We start from the raw sequence: 15,180 nt of genomic DNA, 5'->3' as shown, positions 1-15,180 counted from the left end.
GCCTGCTCAGGTCGCAAGCGCGACATGCCCACACGGAACCCGCCCCTGCCCGGAACCATTCGTCGGGACGTTACCGCGTCGTTCTCAAGAACGCGGACTGTCAGCCGCTCCCTACTGGTGACGGATTGATTACTACAAGAATCAGACAGAGGGGCCACACCGATGCCGCTACTGCGCAACCTCACCCTGCAAGGTCGCATCCTGCTGGTCGCGTTGCTGCCGCTGGCAGTCGTCACCATGGCGTTGATCGTCGAAGGTGCCCGCAACCTGCAGGCCCAGGGCGAGGCCGACGTGGCCGAGCTGCGCGAGTCCCTCATCGACTCGCGCAAGACCGCACTGAAGGACCTGGTGGAAACCGCTGTCACCGTCATCGAGCCGATCTACGAGAGCGCGGGGCCCGATGACGAGGCCGCCAAGCAACGCGCCGCGGAGCTGCTTCGCAGTGTCAACTACGGCAACAACAACTACATCTACGTCTATACCTACGACGGCATCAACCTCGTCACCCGCCCCAAACCCGAGCTCAAGGGCAAGAGTCTGTGGGACCTGCAAACCGAGGATGGTGACTACCTGCTACGCGAGCTCATCGCCGACGCCAAGGCCGGTGGCGACTTCTACCGCTACCGCTGGGACAACCCTGCCACCGGCAACAAGGAACCCAAACTCTCCTATAGCGTCGGCCTGGACAAGTGGAACTGGATGCTGGGCACCGGCGTATACCTTAATGACGTGGAGGCCGAGGTCGCCGCAGCCCAGCAACGGGTGACGACGAACGTGCGCCAGGCGGTATGGACCACCATCGTCTCCGGCGTGGTGGCGTTGCTTGCCATTGCTGCCATCGCCGTCGCCATGACCCGCAAGATCGTCGGCCCGATTCGCAAGACCTCCGAGGCCATGCGCGAAATCGCCGAAGGCGAAGGCGATCTTACCCAGCGCCTGCCCGTCGAACGTCACGACGAGGTGGGCGAGCTCGCCGAGCAGTTCAACGCCTTTGTCGCCAAGGTTCAGAACACCCTCGGCGACGTCCGGAACACCACCGAGCAGCTCGCCTCCGCCGCCGAGGAGCTCAACCAGGTCGCCACGCAGACGCGGGGGAATGTCGAGAACCAGAGCCGGGAGACCGATCAGATCGCCTCGGCGATCAACGAGATGACCGCCACTGTCCAGGAAATCTCGCGCAACGGCGGCGAAGTCGAGCAGGCGGCCGGCGACGCCGACGCACGCGCCCGGGAAGGCGGCACCGTGGTTCAGGAGAACCACGCGGCCATGCAAGCGCTCGCCGAGGACATCGCCTCGACCAGCACCGCGGTGAGCAAGCTCGCCGAGCGTAGCAAGGAAATCGAAACGGTGCTGGACGTGATCCACGCGGTGACCGAGCAGACCAACCTGCTTGCGCTGAACGCCGCCATCGAGGCCGCGCGTGCCGGCGAGCAGGGCCGTGGCTTCGCCGTGGTCGCCGAGGAGGTTCGGGCGCTCGCCAAACGCTCCAGCGAGTCCGCCGATCAGATCCGCAGCATCATCGAGGGCCTGGTAGCCGACACCCAGACCACCGTCGCGACCATGGACAGCTCCCGTGAACGTTCGGAGAGCAGCCTGGAGCGCTCCGGGCGCGCCAGCGAAGCGTTGCAGGACATCGAGGGCGCAGTCTCGCGCATCCACGAGCAGATCACCCAGATCGCCACGGCCGCCGAGGAACAGGGGCAGGTCGCCGAAGAGCTCAACCGCAACATCTCCGCGATCGTCGACGCCGCCAACCAGAGCGCCGAGGGCGTGCAGCAGACCACCCAGGCGAGCGACGAGCTCGCCCGCATGGGCGAGCAGCTACGCGAAGCGGTCGGGCGCTTCCGCGTCTAGCGCGGGCATTGTGCAGACGTTGCCGGGGCTCGCGGACGCCGTTTCGTGAGCGCGCTCAATCACCGTCGGTGGCGTTGAAATCCAGGGTGACCCACAGCGCGTTGGCGACGTCCACCTTGAAGACAGCCTTGAGGCGATTGAGCTCGGCGAGCACACGCTCGGCGGCACCACGGTGCTCGCGCACGCTCACGACAAGTGGCGCGGGCAGCGCCGCAAGGGCCTCGCGAGCGGCGGCGAAACGCGCCTCCACCCTGGCCACCAGCGCCGCCTCACCCGACTCCCGCAGGGCGTCGTCGAGCCCGCGGCCGTCCCGGTCCTGCCAGCGGTTGAAGAAGAGCATCGCCAGGCCGTCCAGGGTGGCCTCGATCTCCGCCGCGCTGTGGCGTGCCACCGGCGAGGCCAGCACCCACGGTCGGGCGTTGTCCGCATCCCGCCCCAGGGGCTTGCCGAGCTCGTCACGGGTGAGCACGTCCAGGCTGGTAATCACGGCATTCATCACGCGGTCGACCGCGTCCTGGGTGCGGAAGAACTCGCTCCCCGACGCGCCGGGATGGGCAAGCTCCTCGGCGTAGGGGTCGTCGCCGTCCCGCCAGTGCTCGACGAACGCTGCCGCGTCGGTCACATAGGCCGTCGAGAGCCCGCGCAGATAGGCACACCGCCGCGGGTCGTCACGAAACGTGGCCAGCGCCTCGCCGGCGGCGTCCGGACGGTCGAAGAGCAGGCGCTCGAAGGCCCGCAGGCTCTTGGCGAAGGTGCTTACCGACTCGATATAGGCCGCATCAATGGGGACGTCCGAGACACTCGCCACCTCGATGGCCTCTTCGACGGCGCGCGGCCGGCGGTCCATACGGTAGGCGTCGAGCCGCCACGCGAGCCGTACCGGGAAACCGCCGGTCAGCGGACCGAAGCGCAGCACCCCCACCCGCGCCCACGCGTTCGCGAGCGCACGCCAGGCATCCCGCGCAGCGTTCAGCTTACCCTCGCCCGGCGTCTCGCAGAGCGCGCGCGTGGCCCGGTCGAAACCGGCGACGCGCTCGTCGAAGGCAACAAGGGCCGGCAGCACGCCCGCCTCCACGGTGGCGCGAATGCCCGCCTCGAGCGCCTGCTCCGGCGGCCCCTTCTGATCGGCAACCGCGACCGCCCCCGGCCACAGCAATGCAATGACGACGAGCAGCAAGGCAGGCATGACGATCTCCTTCATGGCGGTCATGACGCGAGGGCGGGGTTGTAGAGATGATTGTCCCAGAGCGCGCGGCGGTCGCGGCGCCGGAGCCCGGGCTGTTCCTCCAGGCTGGCAGCGTCGAAGAACCGTAGCTCGCCGGCGGTGGTGCTGCAGACATAGTGCCGCCGGTCGGTGGTCATGGTGATGCCGCTCACCCCGCGGATGGCGTGCGCGCGCAGCAGCCCGCCGCCGTCGTAGTTCCAGAAGCCGAGCCGGTGGCCCCGCGGGCTGGTGAGCCCCACACGGCGCCGGCGCGGATCCACCACCACGCTCAAGGCATAGTCGCGCATACGCGCGAACTCCTCCACGCCGTCGGCCAGGCGAATGCCCGCCCCCGGTCGCCAGAAAGCGAGCAGGGGCACGGGCTCGTCATGCCCGGCGGCACGGCGTTGGTACTGGATCGCCACTGCCGCACCGCCATCCGGCCCCGGGGCGAGATGCCGCAGGCTCATGTACTGATCCGTCGCCCGTGCGCGCTCCACCAATCCGCCGTCGGTCGATATCACCACCAGCGAGGAGTCCATGTCCGCGAGCGCGAGCTTGCGCCGGCCCGCCTCGGGGTTCGTGCGGATGCCACCGTTGGCCACCAGCAGCCGGTCATCGCCAAGCCGCCGTATCTCGTGGGGGCCCACGCCGTGGGAGGCAAGCTCGCCGAGGAACTCGAAGCTGCGCCCATCGCGCACGCCGATGACGCCGCGGCCGCCGGCGTAGTCGTTCTCCGCGGTGTAGAGATAAGCACCGTCGGCGCTGAAGCAGCCGTGGCCGTAGAAGTGGCGGTCCGCGGTGGGCTCGAATACGTCGGTGATCTCGCCGCGACGCAGGTCGAAGGCACAGGCGGCAAAGCCGGGACGGCGTCCGAACATCACGCCGCGATGCGGCGCACCCGGCACGAAGGCGAAGCCGTGCCCGCGGAAGTCCGCCGGCACGGTGGCGCTGCCGGGCCCGGACCAGGCCACGTGGTGACTGCCGTCGCGATAGTCCTGCGCGGCCACGAAGCGCTCGCCGTCACCACCCGCCGCAAGTGCACGGCCGGGCCACATGCCGGCGGCGAGCAGCGCGCCGGCACTCTTGAGCAATGCCCGGCGTTGCCGGTCAACCGTCGTCACAATGCCTCCAGAAAACTGATCAGTGCCGCACGTTCGTCGCGCGCCAGGGCGGCGAATCGAGCCCGCGCGGCCGCCGCCTCGCCGCCGTGCCACAGTACGGCCTCCGCCAGGGTGCGTGCGCGGCCGTCGTGAAGATAGCTCTGCCCATCGGTGACCCGTCCGGTGAGCCCGATGCCCCACAACGGCGGTGTCCGCCACTCCGCCGAGCGCGCCTCGGCGGTAGCCAGACCGTCGTCGAGCCCCGATCCCATGTCATGGAGCAGGAGATCCGTGTAGGGGTAAATTCGCTGACCGCTGAGCTCCGGAAAGCCTGCCAGCTGCTCCGTGCGGTGGGCGGGCACGTGGCAGGCGGCACAGCCGATGCGCTCGAACAGCGCCTCGCCGCGCCGGGCCGTGCCTTCCACCGGCCCGCGCGCCGTCACCGCCAGGGTGCGAACGTAGAACGCCGTAGCCGCAAGCAGGTCGTCGGCAATCTCCACCCCCGCCTGCTGCGGCCCATCGCCGTTGGGCTGGGCCCGGCAGGCCGTCTGGGCCGCGGTGCACGGCTGCTCGCGAAAGAGCGCGCTGGTGATCCCGAGATCGTCACGGAAGGCGGCCGCGGTTTGCGCGAGCACGTCGGGCTGGGAAGCCTTGTGGCCGAAGCGCCCCACACGGCCATTGCCGAGGCGCGCCAGCCGGCCGGAGATCCCGTCACCGTCACGATCGTCCGGGTCAGCGAGCGCGGCAAGGCGTGCCTCCGGAATGGCCTCCAGGAGCCCCACACCCAACAGGGGCTGGGCCACCCGCCCCGACAGGCGCGCCCGCTCCGACAGCGGCCCGTAGGCAAGCTCCTCGATGTTGAAGCGCGGCTCGCGCAGGCGATAGGGCGTGCCGTCGTCGTAGTGTCCCTCGACCGTGCGGTAGCTCACCGACACCCGCGCCTCCCCGGTGGCGGTGCGCCCGTCGAGTGCCGCATTCGCCGCCGCCAGCCCCTGTGCCGGGCCGCGGGAAACGCCGTAGGTCTGAATCTGGCGGCCGTAGGTAGGCTCCGGCCGGCTGGTGGCGCCGTCGGGCACACCCACGTGCACCACCAGGGACTGCAACGGCTCGTCGCCCTGTGGTGGGTGGCCGCGACCACCGCCGCGGTGGCAGGCGAGACAGGAGCGGGCGTTGAACACCGGTCCCAGCCCGTCGCGGGCATCGGTGCTGGAAGGGGGAATTACCCACGGATTGCGAAACAGCGAGCGCCCGATGAGATGGCGCTCCTGGCGCAGCAAGCCGAGATTGGCCAGGGGCTCGAGAAAGTCGTCCGCCCGGGCGCGCGAGACCGTGGTCTCCCCGCCCGCGAGTCGTGGCGACGCCGGCGCCGCCGCGGGCCCCCCCCACAGTGCCAGGCACAACAGGCCGGCAGCTGCTCGCCGCCACCTGGCGCGCCGATGTGTCCCGCCGCCGCTCACAGGGTGCGCAGGAAGGCGATGAGCGCCGCACGCTCATCGGCGCTCAGGTGCGTGAATGCTGCGCGCGCTGACGACGCCTCGCCGCCGTGCCAGAGAATGGCCTCCTCCACGGTACGCGCGCGCCCGTCGTGGAGATAGCCGGCACGCGGGTTGACGGTCCTGGTGAGCCCCAGGCCCCAGAGCGGTGGGGTACGCCACTCCCGGCCCGTGGCGTTGCCCTCGGGCCGGCCGTCGGCGAGCCCGTCGCAACGCTGCACCCACACACAACGGTCGCTCGCAGCCGGGTCACAGGCCTCGCCCGCGGGCGTCTCCACCGCCACCCGGCAACTTCCGCCCATGTCATGCAGCAGGAGATCGGTATAGGGCCAGATATGCTGGTCGGATAGGCTCGCGCGCGGCCGGGCCTCACCCTCCAGGCCCAGCAGGGCGATCTCCCCGAGCACGCTGCCGGGCGCATCGCCGGTGGTGTGACTGGGCACATGGCAGGCCGCGCAGCCCGTTTCCTCGAACAGGCGCCGTCCCTCGGCCACCCGCGGTTGCCAATCCCCGGCGGCGGTATTCCAGCCCCGCGCGGCCGGCACGGCGAGATGACGTACGTAGAACTCGACGCGCGCAAGCCGCAGGTCGCTCACGTCCACGTCCGCCGGGGCGTCGGCGGCGGCTGCCTCGGTCTTCGCGGCCCGCAGACAGGCCGCCTCCGCTGCGGTGCACGATTCCTCGGGAAACAGGCGGTTGGTAAGGCCCATGTCGTCCCGATAAGCCGCGGCGGACTGCTGCAGCACCGTGGGTGCGCCCCCCTTGTAGCCGAACCGCCCCACCGCGTCGGCGCCGGCGATAACGTCGCGGGTGAGGCGCAGCCGCCCCGAAACGCCGTCGCCGTCCGCGTCCCCCGGATCGGCGAGCGCCTCGAGCCGTGCCCGGGGAATCGCCTCCAGCAGACCCGCGCCAAAAACCGGCGGCGCCACGCGGGGCGAAAAGCGCACGCCGTCCATGAATGGCCCCACCGCCGGATCGCGCAGATGGTACGCCGGGCGGCGCAGCGTGTAGGCAGTACCGTCGGGATAGCGGCCCTCAACGGGCTCGTACTCGATCCAGACGTACGCCTCACCCGGCGTGCCATCGCTCGGTGGTTTTTCGCCGGCAACCGCCGGCACTTCACGGCCGGGGGCATGGCCAAGCGGCTGGAGCTGGTGGCCATAGCGCGGGTCCGGCTGCCAGCCGGCTTCCGTCCGACCGCTCAGGCGCACGAGCATGGACGCAAGCGGCTGGTCCGGACCGTCGGGCACGTTGCCGCGGCCGTCCTGACGGTGGCAGCCCTGGCAGGTGCGGGCGTTCAGCAGCGGCCCGTCGCCCGCGTGGGGGCTGCGGAAGAACATGTTGCCGGCCTTGAAGCTCGCCTCGTCCCGGAAATCGAGCTGCGGGACCGACTGCGAGAACGCCTTGGCACCGGCCTGCTCCACCGTGGCGGCGCCGCCCGCGCGGCGGGCGGCCGGATCGAGAATGTCACTCGCCGAGACACCGCCAGCGAGGAAGGCGGCGGCCGCCGCCAGAGCTACGAGTAAGAGACGCGTCATTGCCGTCGGCATTGCCTCCAAGACGACGGCCCCACCGACGCCTTCGCGCCGTGGGGCCGTATTCCGGTTCACTGGATTCCGGTCTAGAGCTGCTCGAGGTTCTCCTCGGTGTCCTGACGCAGGTCGGCGTCCAGGTCCAACTCCGCCATCAACCTCTCGATGTAGTGGGTCTGGTCGCGCAGGTCCACGATCACGTCGCGCACCAACGGCTGATACTCAGAGGACTGGATCTGGACATCGAACGGCGCACCCGCCTTGGCCACACCGTCCATGCGGGAGATGTCCACCAGGGTCTTGCGCAGCGCCTCGTCCAGCCTGGCAGCGAGCTCGGGGTGTTCGCTGCGGATGTAGTCCGCCACACCCGGGCCCGAGACCACGCGGCCGTCGCTACGCACGTAGGTACCCTGGTAGCTGTTCTGCACGCCCTTGGCGTTCAGCAGGATATCCCGGTGCGTATTGTCCGCGAAACAGCTGTGCTCGTCCTCCTGGGAATTCGCCGCCAGCGCGATGAGCATGCGCTCGCCGGCGAGCTCGCCATAGGAGAGCCGGCCCATGCCTTCGAGAATTTTCCGCAGGGCACTCTCGCCACCGGCAACGAACGCCTGGTAGTGCACGCCCTCGCCGGGCGCCCAGGCGTTGGTCACACGCTCCAGATCGGCCACCAGCAGGCCGGCGACCGCATTGAGATACGCGCCGCGGCGGTCACAGTGGCCGTGGGTGCAGCCCTCGCCGGTGACGTAATCGGTGTACGGACGGCTGCCGGCGGTGGCGTCACGGGAACCGTAGCCCTTGCCATCGGCGTTGAGGTCCTGGCCCCAAAGGAGAAACTCGATGGCATGATAGCCGGTGGTGACGTTGCGCTCGTCGCCGCCGAGCTCGTTCATCGAGGCGAGTTTGTCGACGCTGATCTCGAAGGTCTCGTCGGCGATCAGGTTATCGCCGACGTCGGCGACCGTTTCCGGGCTCTCCGGCCCGGCATCGCCGTCCACACGCTCGGCGGTGTAGTCGATCAGCGCCTCGCCGAGCGGCCAGGCATTGATGCGGCCCTCGGGACCGTCACCCTCTGCCCCCATGGTGCCGTCGTCCCGCAAGGCATCGATGGGACCGCCACGGAAGCGGTAGACCTCGGTCTGGCCGTAAGGCTCACGGGCCTCGAGCCAGGCGGCCTTCGCGGCGGTGAGGGTCTTCTCCGACGGATTCTCCACCAACGCCTCGATGCGCGACTCCAGGCGCCGGGCTGTAATCAGAGAATCCTCGTAGGCGGCGTGCGCGATGCGGGCGTTCGTCTCGAGCACAGCGTCCAGGCTGGGGCTGTTGGCCAGCACCGCCGTCGGCGCCACCAGGGCGACGGTGAGGGCAACATGGCGAGCGATAGGCATTGGGTCGATCCTCGATTCTTGTCGGCGTCCAAACGCCGGAATCGTAGACGGGCGATTTTACGATTACAAGTAATTCTTATTTGCTATAGCACTTCACATCAATCCAGCGACAAATCCACCCCGCCCCACCGCTTCGCATCCCCCGTGCATAGCCACGGTAAAAAGCTACACTGGAGACGCTAGATCCCTCTCCGGACAAATAGCCCCGCAATGTTCCATTCCGACACGGCGCACGAGAACGCCGTCGAAGGGAGGCCGTCATGGCGATAGAGCTAACAGTCAACGGCGAACCACATACCGTGGACGTGGCCCCTGACACCCCGCTGCTATGGGTACTGCGCGACAATCTCGGGCTCACCGGCACCAAGTTCGGCTGCGGTATCGCCCAGTGCGGCGCCTGCACCGTGCACCTCGACGGGCAGGCAACCCGCACCTGCGTGCTGCCTGTCTCCGCGGTTGGCGACCGCGAGGTGCGCACGATCGAGGACATGGACGGCCACCCCGTCCAGCAGGCCTGGCGGGATGAGCAGGTGCCGCAGTGCGGCTACTGTCAGTCGGGCATGATCATGGCGGCAGCCGCCCTGCTCGAGCGTACCCCCCAGCCGAGCGATGCCGATATCGACCAGGCCATGACCAACATCTGCCGCTGCGGCACCTATGCGCGGGTTCGCCGTGCCATCCACGCCGCCGCCAAGAGCTGATCAGGAGGCGAGATGACCGAGACAATCGACCGCGGACGCCGCCGCTTTCTGCAGGCAGGCGCCGCCACCGCCGGCGCCCTGGTCATTGGCTTTCATTTGCCGATCGGTGGCCGGGCGGCCCGGGCCACTGCCGCAAGTGGCGACACCGAGCTGGTGAACGCGTGGCTGCGCATAAGTCCCGACAACACCGTGACCGTAACCGTACCCTCTTCCGAGATGGGTCAGGGCGTCTACACGGCGCTGCCCATGCTGGTCGCCGAGGAGCTCGCCGTGGACTGGCGTGACGTGCGCGCCGAAATGGCCCCTGTGGGCGAACAGTTCACCAACCGGATGTTCAACATGCAGGCCACCGGGGGCTCCACCTCGGTGCGCTGGACGCACGAGCCACTGCGCCGGGTCGGCGCCCAGGCCCGGGAGGTGCTACGCAAGGCGGCAGCCAGCGAATGGGGCGTAGAGGTTTCGAAATGTCGTGCCGAGGCGGGTCGAATTCACGGCCCCGATGGCCAGGCCCTCACCTATGGTGAACTCGCTGGCGCCGCTGGCGAGCTCCCGGTACCCGAGCAGGTGACACTCAAGCCCCGGAGCCAGTGGACATTGCTGGGCACCCCGGCACCCCGACTGGACGTACCGGCGAAAACCAACGGCAGCGCGGAGTTCGGCATCGACGTCACGCTCGATGGCATGCTGGTGGGAGCGATCCGCGCCTGTCCGACCTTCGGTGGCCGGCTCGACAGCGTGGACGAGGCCCCGGCCCTGGATATCCCGGGCGTGCAGCGGGTAATCCGGCTGGACGACGCCGTCATCGTCCTCGCCAGCGGCTACTGGCCGGCCCAGAAGGGCGTGGAGGCGCTGAAGCCTGAATGGGACCCGGGTGCAAACGCGGAGCTGGACAACGAGGCAGTTTCCCGTCAGCTCCGGGCGGGCCTCGCGAGCCCGGATCCGGCGGTGGGACACGACGAGGGTGACGCGGCCAGCGCGCTGGAGACCGCCGCCCGACGGATCGAGGCGGACTACGAGGTACCCTACCTCGCCCACGCCACCATGGAACCCATGAACGCCACCGTACACGTGCGCGACGACGGCGTGGAGGTCTGGGCGCCCACGCAGTCCCCCGGCCTCATTCCTGTGGTGCTCTCCCAGGCGATCGGGGCTGATCCGGATCGTGTCGCCGTGCACACCACGTTCCTCGGCGGCGGCTTCGGCCGGCGCTTCGAAATGGATTTCGTGGTGCAGGCAGCATTGGCGTCACGAGCGGCCGGCGCGCCGGTCAAGCTTATCTGGTCGCGGGAAGAGGACGTCCGGCACGACTTCTACCGACCGGCCGCCGCCGCGCGCTTACGTGCCGGCGTCGACGACGCCGGCAACCCCACGGGCATCATCGCCCGGGTGAGCAGCCCGTCCATCTGGGCGCGGGTGAACCCGCAGCAGGTCCAGGACGGCCTCGACCACAGCGCTGTGGAGGGTCTGGAAGGCTCCCACTACCGACCGACGGCGATGCGCGTCGAGTATGCGCTTCAGGACATTGGCGTGCCGGTCGGGTTCTGGCGTTCGGTGGGCCACAGCCACAACGCGTTCTTCATGGAGAGCTTCATCGACGAGTGGGCGGAAGCGGCCGGCAAGGACCCGGCAGCCATGCGCCGGGCTCTGCTGCCGGAGGACGCCCGCGCCCGGCGGGTGCTCGACCGCGTCGTCGCACTCGCCGGCTGGGGTGAGACGGGTGCCGGGCGGTTCCAGGGCCTCGCGCTGCACACATCGTTCGGGAGCATTGTCGGCGAGGTCGCCGAGCTCTCCGTGGACGACGCCGACCGCATCACCCTGCACAAGGTGAGCTGCGTGGTGGACTGCGGTACGGTGGTCAACCCGGACACCATCGAAGCGCAGGTGGAAAGCGCCGTGGTCTACGGGCTGACCGCCGCGATGTATGGCGAAATGACCCTCGAAGAAGGCGCCGTGCAGGAAGGCAACTTCGACACATACCGCATGGTGCGTCTGTCGCAGATGCCCGCCATCGCCACCGAGGTCATCGCCGAGGGTGACGATCCCGGCGGGCTGGGTGAGCCGGGGACGCCCCCCATCGCCCCGGCACTCGCCAACGCACTCTACGCGGCCACGGGCAAACGCATTCGCTCACTACCGCTCACCCGCCACGGCTTCGAGCTGGCATAGGCCTGAACACGCGAGGGCCGCGTCGACGACCGGCCCTCGCCGGCCATCCGCACATGCCCCGCCACGCGTACCGCTCGCCCATCGCTGCGCGCTGAATTGCTGGCATAATCCAGACGCCATCACGCGCTGCGAAACTGACCACCAGCGCGGACAACAACGGAGAAGGAACGGATCATGTTGGGTTTCGAGGCCTGGCACCTGTGGATCGCACTGGGGCTGGCGCTGGCGGTAGCGGAGCTGCTGGGCGCGGAGTTCGTCCTACTCGCTCTGGGCCTCGCCTGCCTCGGGGGTGCGGTCGCTGCGGTAACCGGCGCGGCCCTCGCCACCCAGATTCTCACTGCCGGCGTGCTGGCCGGCGTACTCGTCCCGCTCGCCGTCATCAAGTTCCGCCACGCCATGCGCCCCAACAGCCGCTATGGCGTCACGGGATCGGGCGTGGAGCGTGGCACGGTGGCCGAGATCGTCGAGCAGGCCGGCGAGATCGGTCTGAAATTTCGCGGCGATTTCCTGCCCGCGCGCCTGCCGGACGGTAACAGACCCGTACCCGGCACACGCGTGCGGATCAGAGAGGTACGCGGTATTACCGCCATCGTCGAAGCCACCGGGCCCGACGACTGATTGCCATCACCACTACCGGCAACAACGGAGCGTTCACGTGGAGTTCGTCAACCCTACCCTCATCCTGGCCGTCATCGTGGCCATTCTCGTGGTCGTGTTCCTGTTCAAGGGGATCATGCTCGTCCAGCAAAGCGAAGCCGTGGTGATCGAGCGCCTCGGTTCGTACCTGCGCACGTTGCAGCCCGGCATCAACTGGGTGGTGCCCTTCGTCGACCAGCCGCGGGCAATCACCATCCGCCGTTACCGCGAGAGCGGCGGTGAGAACGTCGCCTACATCGTGCAGGAAACGCACATCGACCGGCGCGAGACCGTGCTCGACTTCCCGGGGCAGAACGTGGTGACCCAGGACAACGTCACCGTTACGGTCAACGGCGCCCTGTACTTCCAGATCCTCGACCCAAAGCTTGCCGTCTACGAGGTGGAGAACTTCATCCAGGCGGTGGAGGTCCTCGCAAAGACCTCCCTGCGCTCGGAGATCGGCAAAATGGAACTGGACAAGCTCTTCGAAAGCCGTGCGGAGGTCAATCAGGCCCTGCAGACCACCATGGACGAAGTCGGCGACAAATGGGGCGTCAAGGTCAACCGGGTCGAGATCCAGGACATCTCCATGCCCGAAGAGGTGGAAGAGGCGATGCGGCTGCAAATGGCCGCCGAGCGCCGCCGCCGGGCCACCGTGACCGAGGCGAACGGTGAGAAGGAAGCCGCAATCGCCCGGGCCGAAGGCGAGAAACGCTCCGCCGTTCTGACCGCCGAAGGTGAGCGCGAGGCGGCGATTCTTCGCGCCGAGGGCGAGCAGAAGGCCATTGGGATGGTGCTGGAGGCCGGGGGCGAAGGCACTGACGTGGACACCGTGATCGGCTATCTCCTCGGCCTTGAGTACCTCAAACGCCTGCCGGATATCGCCAAGGACGGCGAACGCGTGTTCGTCCCGTACGAGAGCTCCGCGCTCATCGGTGCCCTGGGCAGTCTACAGAAGGTCGGCGCCAACACGGCGGATGCCGGCCGTGCACTCGGCCTCGCCGGCGTCAGCGCCGCCAGCGGAAGCAGCTAACACCGCCACCATCGGATCCGCGCGGCGGCCGTGCCGCCGGACATCGCCCCCGGCCCTGCGAGCCGGGGGCGTTGAGCGCCACGCGCACCGGGGTTAGGCTTACTGAGCTTTGACAAGTATTGCCATGTCTCAGCGAAGGTTAGTCCGGGCCACGGCGGCCCGACCCATCCGGGATGCATGACCACCGGCGGCGGGCGCGCCCGCCACGGCAGGTCCCCTGCACGGGAGGCGTTCACATGGCCAACGGCTGGACGCACGACGGCGCCGTCCAGGAGCAGATCGACAGCACGGTCGAGGACGCGCTGGCACACATCCGTGAGCAGCTGCCCCGCGGCGAGAGCCTGCAGCATTGCGAGGAATGTGGCGAAGCGATCCCGCAAGCGCGCCGCGAGGCGATCAAGGGCGTTCGCCTGTGCGTCGGCTGCCAGAGCGAGCACGACGGCGAGAGAGCGGCTCACAGCCCCTATAACCGACGCGGGAGCAAGGACAGCCAGCTGCGCTGATCGGCCCTGCACCGACCTGCTTCGGTCGTGCCGTCGACAGAGCGACTCGCAGGCGTGGATTCCACGCCTGCGCAGCTGTCCGGTCATCCAGCGCGGGCGTGTCAGTGCCGGGGCTGGTCAGCAGCCCGGAAAGCATCCACAGCCCCACCAATGCCACGACGGCCGCGGCATCCAGCCAGCTTCTGGAAACGCGCCCAATGAATAGACGTTGGCCGCCTGGCCGGTGAGCGATTGTGACCTCACGGGACGACCATCACCTCCACGCGCTGGACCATATTGTTCCCCATGCCCTGGTAGTTCCAGCGCTGGCCGAACGGCTGCGTCTCGCCGGTGGTATCCGTCGCGCGGACACAGAGCGTATAGCGCCCGGGCTTTGCCTCCCATCGATACGTCCAGCCACGCCAGGCCGGCCCGTGCATGGGCGCCTCGAGCTCCGCATCGCGCCAGAGCGTTCCCCCGTCGAGACTCACCTCGACAGTGGCGATATCGGCACGACCCACCCACGCCCGTCCCTGCAACGTCACCGGACCCGGAGACAAAATCCGCACCCGGGTCACGAAGTCCGGGATGCCGGGCGGGATCACGAGCGACTTGGGACGGATGAGACTGATGGGCAGCCCCGGGTCCTCGGCGTCCAGGGAATCGCGGTAGGATTTCACCATCTGAAAGCCATCGAACGGCTCGGCACTCACCTCGATGGCGGTCAGCCACTTGACGCTGGTCATGCCGTACCAGCCGGGCACGAGCAGGCGTAGCGGGTACCCGTGTTGGGCTGGCAGCGGTTCGCCGTTCATCGCGTACACCAGTAGAACGTCGTCGCGCAGCGCTTCGGTGACGGTCAGGCTGCGCTGGTACGGCTGCACCTCCCCACCCTGAACGCCCCAGTCCTCGCCGGTGAAGACGATTTCTTCAGCGCCCTCGACGATTCCGGCCTCCTCGAGCACGCCCCGCAACGGTGTCCCGGTCCACTGTGCCGTGCTGACGGCTTCGCACAGCCATGGCTGGCTCAGAGAGCGCGGCGACAGCCGCGCCCGCCCGTTGCCGGCGCACTCCATGGTGACGGGCACGGTGACGGCCCGACGTGCCTTGATATCGGCGAGGCTGAGCTGCAACGGGCGGGCAACCTGTCCACCGACGGTGAGTTGCCACCGTCCGGTCTCCACGGCAGGGATATCGAAGTGGACGAGCAAATAGTGCAACCCGGCCGGTGTCACCGGATATCGCAAGGCCTCCAGCGGCAACCCCCGGTTTCGCAAGGCGAGTTGAATCTCTTCCGGGTAATAGCGATTATCCGGTGACAGGCCGCTGCCATCGCCGACCGTAGGCAGCCCACTGATTTCACGGGTCGCGACCGGAGGCGTCGAAGGTGGTGGTCGCGTCATGAATCCGCCCCTCCCAATGCCGCCGTTCACTCACACGGCCCGCGCCCCGCGTGGACCGCAAGCCGGTGTGTCTCATGAGCGTAGCAGCCGGCCGCGAAATCGGTGGACGCAACCCGACAGGAAACCAGCGAGACGATGGACGGGAAGGGGGAAACGATAACGGGGCGGTGAACCGCCCCGTTATCAAG

The 15,180-nt window shown here is 68.6% G+C and carries 12 protein-coding genes; 6 read left to right on the top strand and 6 right to left on the bottom strand.

The window, feature by feature from the left end; genetic code table 11:
• Positions 1–162: 162 nt before the first annotated feature.
• The gene (locus tag ACPEES_RS06260; protein WP_435102158.1) at positions 163–1,854 is read left to right on the top strand and encodes a methyl-accepting chemotaxis protein; all 1,692 of its coding nucleotides are present in this window, start codon (positions 163–165) and stop codon (positions 1,852–1,854) included.
• A 55-nt stretch (positions 1,855–1,909) separates the two neighbouring features.
• Here the strand turns inward: ACPEES_RS06260 and ACPEES_RS06255 are convergent, their stop codons facing one another.
• The 5 genes from ACPEES_RS06255 to ACPEES_RS06235 form a co-directional block, all read right to left on the bottom strand.
• On the bottom strand, positions 1,910–3,040 hold the full coding sequence (locus ACPEES_RS06255; protein WP_435102156.1) for an imelysin family protein: 1,131 nt from the start codon (positions 3,038–3,040) through the stop codon (positions 1,910–1,912).
• A 20-nt stretch (positions 3,041–3,060) separates the two neighbouring features.
• Complete coding sequence (locus ACPEES_RS06250) at positions 3,061–4,182, bottom strand: DUF1513 domain-containing protein (protein ID WP_435102154.1); 1,122 nt, start codon at positions 4,180–4,182, stop codon at positions 3,061–3,063.
• The gene (locus ACPEES_RS06245; RefSeq protein ID WP_435102152.1) at positions 4,179–5,561 is read right to left on the bottom strand and encodes a di-heme oxidoredictase family protein; all 1,383 of its coding nucleotides are present in this window, start codon (positions 5,559–5,561) and stop codon (positions 4,179–4,181) included. The genes ACPEES_RS06250 and ACPEES_RS06245 overlap by 4 nt, the downstream gene beginning before the upstream one ends.
• Before the next feature lie 53 nt (positions 5,562–5,614).
• Complete coding sequence (locus ACPEES_RS06240) at positions 5,615–7,192, bottom strand: di-heme oxidoredictase family protein (protein ID WP_435102150.1); 1,578 nt, start codon at positions 7,190–7,192, stop codon at positions 5,615–5,617.
• Between the two features lie 83 nt (positions 7,193–7,275).
• Complete coding sequence (locus ACPEES_RS06235) at positions 7,276–8,571, bottom strand: imelysin family protein (protein ID WP_435102148.1); 1,296 nt, start codon at positions 8,569–8,571, stop codon at positions 7,276–7,278.
• A 260-nt stretch (positions 8,572–8,831) separates the two neighbouring features.
• Here ACPEES_RS06235 and ACPEES_RS06230 point away from each other — a divergent pair, with 260 nt between their 5' ends.
• The 5 genes from ACPEES_RS06230 to ACPEES_RS06210 all read left to right on the top strand — a co-directional run bounded on the left by ACPEES_RS06230 (position 8,832) and on the right by ACPEES_RS06210 (position 13,610).
• Complete coding sequence (locus ACPEES_RS06230; RefSeq protein ID WP_435102146.1) at positions 8,832–9,272, top strand: (2Fe-2S)-binding protein; 441 nt, start codon at positions 8,832–8,834, stop codon at positions 9,270–9,272.
• A gap of 12 nt (positions 9,273–9,284) precedes the next feature.
• Entirely contained in the window at positions 9,285–11,438 is a 2,154-nt protein-coding gene (locus ACPEES_RS06225) for a molybdopterin cofactor-binding domain-containing protein (protein ID WP_435102144.1), read from the top strand.
• 174 nt (positions 11,439–11,612) lie between these two features.
• The gene (locus ACPEES_RS06220) at positions 11,613–12,056 is read left to right on the top strand and encodes an NfeD family protein (protein WP_435102142.1); all 444 of its coding nucleotides are present in this window, start codon (positions 11,613–11,615) and stop codon (positions 12,054–12,056) included.
• A 115-nt stretch (positions 12,057–12,171) separates the two neighbouring features.
• Positions 12,172–13,107, top strand: a complete 936-nt coding sequence (locus ACPEES_RS06215) for an SPFH domain-containing protein (RefSeq protein WP_435102372.1) — start codon at positions 12,172–12,174, stop codon at positions 13,105–13,107.
• Positions 13,108–13,343: 236 nt separating this feature from the next.
• Positions 13,344–13,610 carry a DksA/TraR family C4-type zinc finger protein gene (locus tag ACPEES_RS06210; RefSeq protein ID WP_435102140.1) on the top strand — a complete coding sequence of 89 codons (267 nt, stop codon included), beginning with the start codon at positions 13,344–13,346 and terminating at the stop codon, positions 13,608–13,610.
• Between the two features lie 239 nt (positions 13,611–13,849).
• On the opposite strand, the gene ACPEES_RS06205 is transcribed toward ACPEES_RS06210, so the two are convergent.
• On the bottom strand, positions 13,850–14,992 hold the full coding sequence (locus tag ACPEES_RS06205; RefSeq protein WP_435102138.1) for a sulfite oxidase: 1,143 nt from the start codon (positions 14,990–14,992) through the stop codon (positions 13,850–13,852).
• Positions 14,993–15,180 lie beyond the last annotated feature (188 nt).

Source organism: Arhodomonas sp. AD133 (genome assembly GCF_051195215.1).
In the GTDB taxonomy this organism is placed as follows: domain Bacteria; phylum Pseudomonadota; class Gammaproteobacteria; order Nitrococcales; family Nitrococcaceae; genus Arhodomonas.
Note: the sequence above shows the minus strand (reverse complement) of the source record. Positions and strands in the feature narration are given on the sequence as shown.

Coding starts and splice junctions, on each gene's coding strand:
- ACPEES_RS06260 (WP_435102158.1), top strand. CDS start 163: ATGCCGCTACTGCGCAACCTCACCCTGCAAGGTCGCATCCTGCTGGTC.
- ACPEES_RS06255 (WP_435102156.1), bottom strand. CDS start 3,040: ATGCCTGCCTTGCTGCTCGTCGTCATTGCATTGCTGTGGCCGGGGGCG.
- ACPEES_RS06240 (WP_435102150.1), bottom strand. CDS start 7,192: ATGACGCGTCTCTTACTCGTAGCTCTGGCGGCGGCCGCCGCCTTCCTC.
- ACPEES_RS06235 (WP_435102148.1), bottom strand. CDS start 8,571: ATGCCTATCGCTCGCCATGTTGCCCTCACCGTCGCCCTGGTGGCGCCG.
- ACPEES_RS06230 (WP_435102146.1), top strand. CDS start 8,832: ATGGCGATAGAGCTAACAGTCAACGGCGAACCACATACCGTGGACGTG.
- ACPEES_RS06225 (WP_435102144.1), top strand. CDS start 9,285: ATGACCGAGACAATCGACCGCGGACGCCGCCGCTTTCTGCAGGCAGGC.
- ACPEES_RS06220 (WP_435102142.1), top strand. CDS start 11,613: ATGTTGGGTTTCGAGGCCTGGCACCTGTGGATCGCACTGGGGCTGGCG.
- ACPEES_RS06215 (WP_435102372.1), top strand. CDS start 12,172: ATGCTCGTCCAGCAAAGCGAAGCCGTGGTGATCGAGCGCCTCGGTTCG.
- ACPEES_RS06210 (WP_435102140.1), top strand. CDS start 13,344: ATGGCCAACGGCTGGACGCACGACGGCGCCGTCCAGGAGCAGATCGAC.
- ACPEES_RS06205 (WP_435102138.1), bottom strand. CDS start 14,992: ATGACGCGACCACCACCTTCGACGCCTCCGGTCGCGACCCGTGAAATC.